The organism is Blautia sp. HCP28S3_G10 (assembly GCF_052065235.1).
Lineage (GTDB): Bacteria > Bacillota > Clostridia > Lachnospirales > Lachnospiraceae > Blautia_A.
The window spans coordinates 1-12,515 of record NZ_JBQHUL010000009.1 but is presented as its reverse complement, the minus strand read 5'-3'; the positions used below and the strand labels follow the sequence as shown (position 1 = coordinate 12,515).

8 protein-coding genes and 1 pseudogene are annotated in these 12,515 nt (G+C 42.4%); all 9 read right to left on the bottom strand.

The features are described from left to right. Positions 1–172 precede the first annotated feature (172 nt). Positions 173–1,309 carry a tRNA guanosine(34) transglycosylase Tgt gene (gene tgt, locus ACTNB8_RS05675; RefSeq protein ID WP_441053042.1) on the bottom strand — a complete coding sequence of 379 codons (1,137 nt, stop codon included), beginning with the start codon at positions 1,307–1,309 and terminating at the stop codon, positions 173–175. A gap of 29 nt (positions 1,310–1,338) precedes the next feature. Further along, positions 1,339–5,580, bottom strand: coding sequence for an acyl-CoA dehydratase activase-related protein (locus ACTNB8_RS05670; protein WP_441053040.1), 4,242 nt, complete (start codon positions 5,578–5,580; stop codon positions 1,339–1,341). A gap of 239 nt (positions 5,581–5,819) precedes the next feature. Further along, positions 5,820–7,436 carry a putative polysaccharide biosynthesis protein gene (locus tag ACTNB8_RS05665; RefSeq protein ID WP_441053039.1) on the bottom strand — a complete coding sequence of 539 codons (1,617 nt, stop codon included), beginning with the start codon at positions 7,434–7,436 and terminating at the stop codon, positions 5,820–5,822. Beyond that, positions 7,433–8,140, bottom strand: coding sequence for a uracil-DNA glycosylase (gene ung, locus ACTNB8_RS05660; RefSeq protein ID WP_441053038.1), 708 nt, complete (start codon positions 8,138–8,140; stop codon positions 7,433–7,435). The genes ACTNB8_RS05665 and ung overlap by 4 nt, the downstream gene beginning before the upstream one ends. A 19-nt stretch (positions 8,141–8,159) precedes the next feature. Continuing rightward, the gene (gene hisF / locus ACTNB8_RS05655; protein ID WP_441053036.1) at positions 8,160–8,918 is read right to left on the bottom strand and encodes an imidazole glycerol phosphate synthase subunit HisF; all 759 of its coding nucleotides are present in this window, start codon (positions 8,916–8,918) and stop codon (positions 8,160–8,162) included. 1 nt (position 8,919) lies between these two features. After that, on the bottom strand, positions 8,920–9,540 hold the full coding sequence (gene hisH / locus ACTNB8_RS05650) for an imidazole glycerol phosphate synthase subunit HisH (RefSeq protein ID WP_441053035.1): 621 nt from the start codon (positions 9,538–9,540) through the stop codon (positions 8,920–8,922). Between the two features lie 114 nt (positions 9,541–9,654). Continuing rightward, positions 9,655–11,175, bottom strand: a complete 1,521-nt coding sequence (locus ACTNB8_RS05645; RefSeq protein ID WP_441053033.1) for a sensor histidine kinase — start codon at positions 11,173–11,175, stop codon at positions 9,655–9,657. After that, a complete protein-coding gene (locus ACTNB8_RS05640) occupies positions 11,172–11,855 on the bottom strand; it encodes a response regulator transcription factor (protein WP_441053031.1) in 684 nt (227 codons plus the stop codon). The genes ACTNB8_RS05645 and ACTNB8_RS05640 overlap by 4 nt, the downstream gene beginning before the upstream one ends. Positions 11,856–12,014: 159 nt before the next feature. After that, a pseudogene (locus ACTNB8_RS05635) lies at positions 12,015–12,176 on the bottom strand (flavodoxin); the annotation flags it as partial. Positions 12,177–12,515 lie beyond the last annotated feature (339 nt).

Sequence of the window (12,515 nt, the reverse complement as noted above, 5' to 3'; positions counted from 1 at the left end):
TTCCTCCTGTTTTTATCTGTCGCTGCCTGCAAAAGCCACATGTGTGCCATGGCAACTATCTTCCTGCTTCATTCAGGAACATTATAGTTTATAATACACAAAAACACACGGCACTTCAAGTGCTTTCTGTAGATTTTTATGGAATAAAGCCAATATTTTCTGCAAAATCTTCTTATTCACCTGCTTCAAAACCTTCCAGACGCATTTTTTTGTATTCTGCAAATCTACCCTGTTCAATGGCATCACGGATTTCTTCCATCATATGATTGTAGAAATAAAGGTTATGCAGGACACAGAGACGCATACCGAGCATTTCTTTTGCTTTCAGGAGATGCCGAATGTAAGCCCTGCTGTAACGGCGGCAGGCCGGGCACTGGCACCCTTCTTCGATCGGTCTCATATCCAGTTCATATTTTGCATTAAACATATTCATCTTGCCATGGTTTGTATACACATGTCCGTGACGTCCGTTTCGGCTCGGATAAACGCAGTCAAAGAAATCGATTCCTCTTTCTACGCCTTCCAGAATGTTGGCAGGAGTTCCCACACCCATAAGATATGTCGGCTTATCCTGAGGAAGATATGGTACAACTTCATCAAGGATACGATACATTTCCTCATGCGTTTCTCCTACTGCCAGTCCGCCGACAGCATAGCCGTCAAGATCCATTTTGGCAATTTCTTTTGCATGTTCAATACGGATATCTTCATAGACACCTCCCTGATTGATTCCAAAGAGAAGCTGGTTCTTATTGATGGTATCCGGCAGGCTGTTGAGGCGTTTCATCTCTGCCTTGCAGCGAGCAAGCCAGCGTGTGGTCCGCTCTACAGATTTCTGTACATAATCTCTGTCTGCCACACTGCTGGGGCACTCATCAAATGCCATTGCAATGGTAGACGCAAGGTTTGACTGGATCTGCATACTTTCTTCCGGCCCCATAAAAATCTTATGTCCGTCAATATGTGACTGAAAATGTACCCCCTCCTCTTTGATCTTACGGAGTTTTGCCAGCGAAAAGACCTGAAATCCACCGGAATCAGTAAGAATAGGTTTGTCCCATACCATAAATTTGTGAAGGCCGCCCAGCTGTTTGACTACCTTATCTCCGGGGCGTACATGAAGGTGATAGGTATTTGATAATTCCACCTGTGTCCCGATCTCATTGAGATCCTCTGTGGAAACAGCACCTTTAATGGCCCCGATTGTTCCCACGTTCATAAAAACAGGAGTCTGAATGGTTCCGTGAACAGTTTCGAACTGTGCACGTTTTGCATGTCCTTCTGTTTTCATCAATGTATACTTTGCCATATTTTTCCTCTTTCTATATTCTGTATGACCTAACAGTTTTTATTTCTTTTTTTATCAAGATTTTTCTGTGCAGTAGAAAGCATCAGCTTAATACGGTTCAGCTGGTTTACCTCACTTGCTCCCGGATCGTAGTCAATAGCTACAATATTTGCTTCCGGGTGGACACGACGTATTTCCTTGATGACACCTTTTCCTACAATATGATTCGGCAGGCAGGCAAAGGGCTGAATACACACAATATTCGGAACCCCGCCATGGATCAGTTCCATCATCTCTCCTGTAAGGAACCATCCTTCACCTGTCTGGTTTCCAGGAGATACGATCGGTGATGCCATTTTTGCAAGATCTGCGATATTTGCAGATGGTGTGAAGTGACGGCTCTGTTCGAGTGCTTCATTTGCAGTCTTACGAAGCCATTCGATTCCTTTGATTCCCCAGTTTGCGATCGTTGCCTTGTTCTTCTTAAATCCGAGGAACTCGCACTTGAAATTCTGATTATAGAAGCAGTAGTTAATAAAATCTATAAGGTCTGGGCAAACAGCCTCTGCACCTTCTGACTCCAAAAGTTCAGCAAGATGATTGTTTGCCGCAGGAAGGAATTTGACAAGGATTTCACCCACAATACCGACTCTCGGTTTTCTCTCACTGCTGATCGGAATCAGGTCAAATTCATGTACCATATCACGGCACATCTTCTTAAACTGGCTATGGCTTACGCTTCCGCCTTCCAGGAAGGAAATGACTCTCTGCTCCCAGATCTTATGTTTGCGGTTAACGATTCCAGGTTCCAGTTCATAAGGACGCATACGGTAAACGCACTTCATGAGAATATCCCCGAATACAGCGCCATAGCATACACGTTTGATCAGTGGCAATGTCAGTTTGAATCCCGGATTGCTTTCCAGTCCGCTTAAGTTAAGGGATATAACAGGAATCTGTTCCATGCCTGCTTTCTTAAGTGCACGACGGATAAATGCAATATAGTTGGAAGCACGGCATCCACCGCCTGTCTGGGACATGATAACAGCTGTTTTGTTCAGATCATATTTACCGGAAAGAAGCGCATCCATGATCTGTCCGACAACGATCAGAGACGGATAGCAAGCGTCGTTATTTACGTATTTAAGTCCTACATCAACAGCATGTTTGTTATCATTCGGGAGGACTTCCAGATGATAACCACAGCTATTGAATGCAGCCTGCAGAATGCTGAAATGGAACGGGGACATCTGCGGACAGAGAATCGTATAGTCTTTACGCATCTCTTTTGTAAATACAATTTTTTCAATGGATGAAGTTTTTATCTCCCGTTCTTTATGCTGGGCATCTTTTGCACGGAGTGCTGCCAGAAGAGAACGTACACGGATACGTGCAGCTCCGAGATTGTTTACCTCATCTATCTTCAGACAGGTATATATCTTACCGCTTCCGTCAAGTATCTCATATACTTCATCTGTTGTTACGGCATCAAGGCCGCAGCCGAAAGAGTTCAGCTGGATCATGTCAAGATTGTCCTGTGTCTTTACGAAGTTTGCTGCCGCATACAGACGGGAATGATACATCCACTGGTCATTAACACGGATCGGACGTTCCACATGTCCCAGATGGCTGACAGAATCTTCGGTAAGTACTGCGATTCCGTAACTATTGATAAGATCCGGGATTCCGTGGTGAATCTCAGGATCAATATGATATGGACGGCCTGCGAGGACGATTCCTCTTCTTCCTGTTTCTTTCAGGTACTGAAGAGTTTCTTCACCTTTTTTCTCTACGTCTTTTCGCGCCTGCGCAAGTTCCTCCCATGCCGCATGTGCTGCCGCTTTTACTTCATCTGCCGGAATATCCTTAAACACCTGAACAAGACGGTCTGTAAGGATTGCCTCTGTTGTGAAGGCAAGGAACGGATTCATAAATGTAATATCAGGATCACGCAGTTCATCTACATTGTTTTTGATATTCTCCGCATAGGAAGTAACAATCGGACAGTTATAATGGTTTACTGCATCCGGAAACTCATTTCTCTCATAAGGAACACATGGATAAAAAATAAATTTCACACCTTTTTTCAGGAGCCAGCTCACATGTCCATGAGCAAGTTTAGCAGGGTAACATTCCGATTCACTTGGAATTGATTCAATACCAAGTTCGTATATTTTTCTTGTAGAAGTAGGTGAAAGCACTACTTCATATTTCAACTTTGTAAAGAATGTGTACCAGAACGGATAGTTTTCGAACATATTCAGTACTCGAGGAATACCTACCTGGCCTCTTGTTGCCTTATCCGGACTCAGAGGTTCATAAGAAAACAGTCTTTTATATTTGTACTCAAAAAGATTCGGAACATGATCTTTGTTCTTTTCTTTTCCGATTCCACGCTCACAGCGGTTTCCGCTGACAAACTGACGTCCACCTGTAAATTTGTTGATCGTCAGACGACAGTTATTTGTACAGCCGCGGCAGTTTGCCATGGAAGTTGTATATTTCAACTCATTGATCTTGTCAATGGAGAGCATGGTTGTTTCTTTGCCCTCTTCATAACGCTCTCTTGCGATCAATGCTGCACCGAAAGCACCCATGATACCTGCAATATCCGGACGGATAGCCTCGCAGTTGGCAATTTTCTCAAAACTTCTGAGAACTGCATCATTATAAAAAGTACCGCCCTGTACAACAATGTGTTTACCAAGTTCTGTGGCGTCAGAAACTTTTATAACTTTATAGAGTGCATTTTTGATAACAGAATATGCAAGACCGGCAGAGATATCAGATACTTCTGCGCCCTCCTTCTGTGCCTGCTTAACTTTGGAGTTCATAAAAACAGTACATCGGGTTCCAAGGTCGATTGGGTGCTGTGCAAAAAGAGCTGCTTTTGCAAAATCCTGCACACTGTAATTCAGAGATTTTGCAAATGTCTCAATAAAGGAACCACAGCCTGAAGAACACGCCTCATTCAGCTGCACACTGTCTACCGTCTGATTTTTGATCTTGATACATTTCATATCCTGACCACCGATATCAAGGATACAATCCACTTCCGGGTCAAAAAATGCTGCCGCATAGTAATGGGATACTGTCTCTACCTCTCCCTCGTCAAGAAGAAGTGCCGCCTTGATCAGAGCCTCTCCATAACCAGTGGAACATGCATAGGCAATTCTGGCGCCCTCCGGAAGTTTTGAATAAATTTCCTGAATAGAACGGATTGCTGTCTTCAGTGGGCTTCCGTTATTATTGCTGTAGAAAGAATACAGAAGTGTTCCATCTTCTCCTACAAGCGCTGTCTTTGTAGTTGTAGAACCAGCATCAATACCCAGATAGCAGTTTCCTTTATAAGACGCAAGATCTCCCTTGGTTACTTTGTAGGAAGACTGTCTTTCATCAAATTCCTTATAATCTTCTTCTGTTGCAAACAGAGGCTCCATACGTTCCACTTCAAAATCCAGCTTGATGGAATTACGAAGTTTTTCTTTCAGTTCCAGAAGTGAAACTGAAGTTTCTTTTTTGGAGTTCAGTGCTGATCCGATCGCTGCAAAAAGATGTGAATTCTCCGGTGCGATCGTATGTTCTTCATTAAGTTTCAGAGTGCGGACAAAAGCTACCTTAAGTTCGGAAAGAAAATGCAGTGGGCCGCCAAGAAACGCCACATGGCCACGGATTGGTTTTCCGCAGGCCAAGCCGGAAATTGTCTGGTTTACAACTGCCTGGAAAATAGAAGCAGAAAGGTCTTCTTTCGTCGCCCCTTCATTGATCAGCGGCTGGATATCTGTTTTTGCAAAAACACCGCAACGGGCTGCGATCGGATAAAGTGAATTGTAGTTTTTGGCATATTCATTCAGACCTGTCGCATCTGTCTGGAGCAGAGATGCCATCTGATCAATAAAAGATCCTGTACCACCGGCGCAGATACCGTTCATACGCTGTTCAATATTGCCACCTTCGAAATATATGATCTTTGCGTCTTCACCACCCAGCTCAATGGCAACATCTGTCTGGGGTGCGATCTTCTGCAGAGATGTGGATACTGCGATAACTTCCTGTACAAAAGGGATTTCCAGATGATTGGCAAGTGTAAGTCCGCCGGAACCTGTGATTACCGGGCAGAGAGTCATTTCTCCAAGTTCTGCATGCGCTTTTTCCAGAAGATCTGCCAGTGTTTCCTGAATGTTTGCAAAATGTCGTTCATAATCCGCAAACAGAAGTTTTTCATTTTCATCAAGAATCGCAATTTTTACAGTTGTAGATCCGATATCAATTCCCAATGTGTATGTACTCATATAAAGTATTTCGCCCTCCTCGTCATTTGACTGTATTTATACAGATAAACAAAAGTGTTACTTCTTATTAAAAGTGAATCCATAAAAATCGAATTCCGTAACATTATACGACAAAGTTTTTAAATTTACAATCACCAAGTTTCGGAATCTGTTGCAAAAAGGTTACTGTTCACTCCGTTTACAGTAACACAAAAAGGACATCCGGGATTTTTCCTCAGATGTCCTTAAACAAGTCAGTATCAGCGATGTATTTTGTCTGCAATTCTTACAAGATATGAGCCTCCCGGCATTCTGGACAGACGTTCTGCTGCTGTTTTGTCCACCAGAATATACACGACAAAGTAAGCTGCTGCCGCAAGAATCACTGCTATTCCCAGACAGATCACATTGGAATGGATCAGAAAATAAAGTCCATAATAAATGCCTCCTGCTACTGCACACATAACTACAGATGCAATAAGCGGGCTTAAATACGCCTCTTTCCATGGATTCTTATATTTCAGATATTTTTTCATAAAGCGGTCATTCAGCACACATACAACTACCGCATAAATGATCATGGCAACCAGAAGTGCGTAAATTCCAAGATTTGTAAACATCAGAAGAAGGACTACTGCAACTACATCTACCACAAGTGCAACTGCTGCTGTAAACATCGGGATTTTCGGTTTGCCTATTCCCTGCAGAACTCCATTTGAAATATTTGACATTCCATTAAGAAGGATAGTAAAAGAACCAAGCATAAGGAGTTTGCCTGCCACTCCATTCGTGCCGCCAAACAGAAGAGAGACGATCGGCTGTGCAAGTGTGGCAAGTCCTACCGCACATGGAATGGAAATAAACATGGACAGCTGTACTGTCTGGTCAATACGTTTTCTGGTCTCACGGATATCTCCGGTAGCATAAAGGGCTGAAATCTCCGGTATCATGGAAGTAGGTGCTGCGCTGGAAAGTGTCAGCGGAATATTAATGATACTCATAAAATAAGTTGCATATTCTGCATACATAATACTGATAGTATCAGAATCCATTCCATGAGATCCCATAATCTCAGAATAAAGAACACCATTCAGATATCCATTAATATTGTAAATAAAAGAACTGAGGATAATAGGTGAAACAATAAGAATGATCAGTTTCAGAATCTCTCTGTAAGATTCTTCTCTGTGTGCATGGTCTTTCTGAACTCTTCTCGCAATGGCTCTGCGGTTCACACCATAGACCATCAACATGAAAAGCAGTGCAATGACAACACCAGCCGTAGTTCCAACTGTAGAACCTGCTGCTCCCCATTTGGCAACACTTCCATCTGTACCATCTGCAAAATATTTAATAAACATCCAGGCTGCGATCAGACTGACTGCCGCATTAAAGATCTGTTCAAGGATCTGCGAGATCGAGGTTGGCATCATATTCCTGTATGCCTGAAAATATCCTCTGTATACACCGAGGATTCCCGACAAAAATATTGTCGGAGAAAGAATCTGCAATGCAAGAACTGCATTCGGCTGATTGCTCGGGATAATAATATGTGCACCAAAAAGACAGATAAGCGCCACAATGCCGCCAACTACAGCTGCGTAAATCAGGGAACCTCTGAAAATCTTCTGTGCATTTTTGTAATCTTTCAGTGCGATCCTCTCAGAGATCAGTTTCGATACAGCCTGCGGAATACTGAAAGATGCAATCATCAGAAGAATCATATAGGCATTCTGTGCAAGGCTGATATAGCCCATACCCATATTTCCCACGATTGAAGAAAGCGGGCTCTTGTAAAGCAGTCCTATGACTTTTGAAATCATGGCTGCGATCATCAGAAAAGAGGCATTTTTTACAAGGTTATTCTTTTTATTCATATAGATTTCTGTACTCCCTCTTCCTGCTGTTGTTTATTTTCGATCTGCCAGTCAATCGGTTCCAGACCATTTGCAATCAGAAACTCATTTGTTTTACTGAAATGACGACAGCCGAAAAAACCTCTGTATGCAGACAAAGGACTTGGATGCGGCGCCTCAAGAATCAGGTGTTTCGGATTGTTCAACATAGATTTTTTCATCTGTGCCGGTCTTCCCCAGAGAAGAAATACAATCGGGCGGTCCTGTTCATTAAGAATTCTGATCGCCGCATCCGTAAACTGTTCCCAGCCAATCCCACGATGTGAATTTGCCTGATGTGCCCGTACAGTCAACACAGTGTTCAAAAGAAGCACTCCCTGCCTTGCCCATTTTTCCAGATAGCCATTATCCGGGATATAGCAGCCCAGATCATCATGCAGTTCCTGATAAATATTCACAAGTGACGGAGGAATCTCCACGTCTTTCTTTACAGAGAAACAAAGTCCGTGCGCCTGTCCGTCATTATGATATGGATCCTGTCCAAGGATCACAACTTTTACCTCACTGAGTGGTGTAAAGTGAAATGCATTAAACATATCTTCCGCAGGAGGAAAAATTTTGCGTGTCTGATATTCCTCCATAACGGTCTTGTACAATTTTGAATAGTATGGCTGATGGAATTCGCCTTTCAGGGCTTCCAGCCATTCTCCTGACAAAGGAGCCATAGTCTGTCTTTCTCCTTTCTTATCTGCGAACAGGAATTCCCCGATCTGCCAGATAATCTTTTACCTGTCTTATCTCAAGTTCTTTATAATGAAAAAGAGAGGCTGCAAGTGCCGCATCTGCACCGCCTTCTGTAAGAGCATCATAAAAATGTTCCAGAGTACCTGCACCGCCCGATGCAATCACAGGTATGGATACTGTATCTGCAACTGCTCTGGTAAGTTCAATATCATAACCTGCCTTAGTTCCGTCACAGTCCATACTGGTCAGCAGGATCTCACCGGCTCCCAGTTCTTCCACTTTCTTCGCCCATTCTATTGCATCAATTCCTGTATCCAGTCTGCCTCCGTGTTTGTAGATATTCCAGCCACCGTCTTCTCTTCTCTTTGCGTCAATGGCAACTACCACACACTGACTGCCGAATTTGTCAGCTGCTTCCGTGATCAGTTCCGGCCTGTCAATTGCTGCCGAGTTTACAGAAATCTTATCAGCTCCTTCTCTTAGAAGTCTCTTGAAATCATCTACTGTACGGATACCGCCTCCCACCGTAAAAGGTATAAAAACATTGGCGGCAACTTCCCGTACCATGTCAACAACTGTATCTCTTTCTTCACAGGAGGCTGTGATATCCAGAAAAATGACTTCATCGGCTCCTGCCGCATCATATGCCTTTGCAATCTCCACAGGATCTCCTGCATCTTTGAGATCTACAAAATTAACGCCTTTTACCACCCGTCCCCTGTTTACATCAAGGCAGGGAATGATTCTTTTTGTAAACATATCATTTACCCTCCTTTTCAAGTCCGGCAAAGTTTTCGAGTATTTTCAGTCCGTATTTACTGCTCTTTTCCGGATGGAACTGACAGGCAAATACATTGTCCTTCTCCACAGATGCATGAATGGTGGTACTGTATTCTGTGGTGGCTTTTACGATTTCTGGTTCCTCTGCCTTAAGATAATAAGAATGTACAAAATATACAAATGTATCTTCCGGGATTCCGCGAAATAATCTTCCATCATTCTGAAGATGAAGTGAATTCCAGCCCATATGTGGAATCTTCAGTCCCTCTGCCGGAGGAATCTTAAGGATTTTCCCTTTCAGAATGCCAAGTCCTTCCACCCCCGGAGTTTCCTCGCTGCTTTCAAAGAGAAGCTGAAGGCCCAGGCAGATTCCAAGAAACGGTGTGTTATTTTTTATCATGTCCTGAATCACAGGGACTAATCCATATCTGTGGAGGTTTTCCATAGCCTGTCCAAAGCTTCCGACACCTGGAAGGATTACCTTGTCTGCTTTCAGGAGAACTTCCGGATCTCTGGATACAACTGTCTCCTCGCCAAGATAGGCAAGTGCCTTTGATACACTGGCTATGTTGCCTGCATCATAGTCGATAATTCCAATCATTCTGTCTCACATCCTGTCTTTATTTGTCATTTTCTGTACTCATCCGTCTTTCAGTATACCCCAAAAAAAGGCAGATGCAAAGCAGTTTCTTCACATCTGTCTTTTTTCTTGATATTATTTATTCTTTACATCAAGAGTAAACCAGAATTCCACGCCATTATCGTAATTCTGCACACCATACTCCTGATGCAGTCCTTCCATAATTGCCTTGACAATAGAAAGACCAATTCCGCTTCCACCGTATTCCCTCGTTCTGGCTTTATCAACTTTGAAAAATTTATTCCAGAGTTTCGGAACATCTTCCTCCGGTATCGGAGTTCCCGTATTAAAGACTGTAATCTTTACTCTGTCTCCCTCAGGGATAATACGGATTTCAATTTCTCTGGCGCCATCCAGATGGTTCAGTGCATTACTTGTATAGTTAGTTACAACTTCCTCGATTTTAAACTCATCTGCCCAGACATAAACCGGATTGTCTGCCTCAAAACTAACTTTTGCTTCTTTTTGCTGGATCATAATATCCATGGACTGTAAGACACCACGAATAAGACTTACAATGTCAAAACGCTCCATCATCACTTCATCTCTGCCGGATTCCAGCTGGTTCAGTGTCAGAAGATTTTTGACAAGCTTATTCATCTTAGATGCTTCATCCATGATAACATCACAATAAAATTCCCTGCTTTCCGGATCATCGGAAATGTTTTCCTTAAGGCCTTCTGCATATCCCTGCACAAGTGCGATCGGAGTTTTTAATTCATGAGACACGTTATTCAGGAATTCCTGTCTCATCTGGTCAATACGCTCTTTGTTTTCGATATCTTTCTGCAGTTCATTGTTTGCAGATTTCAGTTCGGAAATCGTTTTTTCAAGCTGTTCTGACATTCTGTTAAAATTCTCACCGAGTTCATCTATTTCATTTCCTGAATGGCTCTGATATTTTGCATCAAAATCCAGCTCACTCATTTTTGTGGAAAGAAGCGTCAGTTCGCTGATAGGCTTTGTGATCTTTTTGGTAATGATCCAGATCAGTATGCCGCTGATCACAATAATCGTGATGCCTACATATAAATAAAAACTATTGGAAATAGAAACGCTCTCACGTATGCTTTCCAACGGCGTACGTATAAGGAAATAACAGCCGTTCTTAAGCTGTCCCCAACTCTCTACGTATTCCATTCCCGCAAAACGGTCGCTGACCTGCTGGATCACATAATCGTCTTCCTGAACCAGGATCTTTTCTTTCGTTTTCTGCTTGTCAAGATTATAGACATATCCCAGCAGCCTTGCTTCCAGAAGATCTTCATTGCTTCCCACTGAGCAGACATTCTGACCGTCTTCTGTGATCACTACCCAGGTCAGATTGTTTTCTGAACAATTCCGAAAAATTTCATCTGAAATATCCGCACTTGACACTCCGTCTGAATCTGTATGAACATCCAGTTTTTCCAGTTTCTCAACTGCTTCTTTCAGGACTTCTGTTTTGCGGCTGATATAATAATGCTCCAGAAACATCGCATTAATCGCAGTTATGACAATCAGTGAAAGGAGAAGAAGTCCGATAAAAAGTGCAGCAATCTGCCTTCTCAGGGGCTGAAACTTATTTCTGCTTTTTGTGTCAGCCGGTTTTTTCATTTCTCATCTACCTCAAATTTGTATCCCATTCCCCAGACTGTTTTGATATATTCTCCTTTATCTCCCATCTTGCTTCTCAGTTTTTTAACATGAGTATCAATAGTACGGGCATCACCGAAATAATCATAATTCCAAACAGAATTCAGGATTTTTTCTCTGGAAAGGGCAATTCCCTGATTTTCAAGGAAATACGTAAGAAGTTCGAATTCCTTGAAGCTCAGTTCCATCGGTTTGCCGTCTACTGTTGCCATATGTGCAGCTTTGTCGATCACAATACCACCTGCTGAAAGGACATCATTTCCCGCATCCTGTCCCGTTCTTCTTAAAATTGCCTCCACCCTCGCAACAAGAATCTTGGGGCTGAACGGTTTCGATATATATTCATCTACTCCGAGTTCAAATCCGAGAAGTTCATCTCGCTCATCGCCTCTGGCCGTAAGCATGATTATCGGAACTTTTGAGTTTTTACGGATTTCACGACATACTTCCCAGCCATCCATCTTCGGCATCATTACATCCAAAATAAGCAATGCAATATCCTTTTCTGCATAAAAGATATCCATTGCTTCTTCACCATCACCCGCTTCCAGTACGACAAATCCTTTTTTCTCCAGGAAATCTCTTACCAGTTTACGCATACGGCTTTCATCATCAACTACAAGAATTTTCGGGGCTTCCATTTTTATTCCTCCATTCCGTTCACTTTTCTTTCGTTATTATAATAATAAAATATATCTGTTCATACAATCTTTTTATGTGAATCAGTTTTAATCTGTGATTATGATACCAGACATTTATGTTGGATCTGTGAACGGAATGGAATAAATTTGTTTAATTATTTATGCAAGTGCTTTTCCAAGAGCTTTGCAGTTTTCTACCGCTTCATCATCAGGCTCTTCCTGACAGATAACACCCTCTGCAACAAGTGATGCGCCTGCTGATCTACAGGTTTCTTCCCAGTTTCTCATCCACTCGCCGTCACCCCAGCCATAGGAACCATACTCCTTGGAATAATATATCACCATTACGCTTTATATTCTTCTCGACAGTCTCTATGGGGGCGAAAAATAAAGAATAGGGAATTCCTGCTTTACGACTTAAAGCTACTAATTTGCGGAACTTGATTTTATTGTCGCTGAATGCTTTTTTATAATCGGTAAGATAATAGACATGTGAATTTTCAAAAAGTCTCTTAAATACATCCTTGGATATGTAAACATATTTAGAATGTAACCGCCAAATAATGATGCGGTCAGATATAAAATTACTCCAGCCCTTTGCGAGTTGGAGTAATTCACTATAATTCACATGCGATTTTTGATAGATTGGAGTTTTTCACT

Excerpts from the sequence above, each read along its gene's own strand:
- tgt (WP_441053042.1), bottom strand. The coding sequence starts at position 1,309 with ATGGCAAAGTATACATTGATGAAAACAGAAGGACATGCAAAACGTGCA.
- ACTNB8_RS05670 (WP_441053040.1), bottom strand. The coding sequence starts at position 5,580 with ATGAGTACATACACATTGGGAATTGATATCGGATCTACAACTGTAAAA.
- ACTNB8_RS05665 (WP_441053039.1), bottom strand. The coding sequence starts at position 7,436 with ATGAATAAAAAGAATAACCTTGTAAAAAATGCCTCTTTTCTGATGATC.
- ung (WP_441053038.1), bottom strand. The coding sequence starts at position 8,140 with ATGGCTCCTTTGTCAGGAGAATGGCTGGAAGCCCTGAAAGGCGAATTC.
- hisF (WP_441053036.1), bottom strand. The coding sequence starts at position 8,918 with ATGTTTACAAAAAGAATCATTCCCTGCCTTGATGTAAACAGGGGACGG.
- hisH (WP_441053035.1), bottom strand. The coding sequence starts at position 9,540 with ATGATTGGAATTATCGACTATGATGCAGGCAACATAGCCAGTGTATCA.
- ACTNB8_RS05645 (WP_441053033.1), bottom strand. The coding sequence starts at position 11,175 with ATGAAAAAACCGGCTGACACAAAAAGCAGAAATAAGTTTCAGCCCCTG.
- ACTNB8_RS05640 (WP_441053031.1), bottom strand. The coding sequence starts at position 11,855 with ATGGAAGCCCCGAAAATTCTTGTAGTTGATGATGAAAGCCGTATGCGT.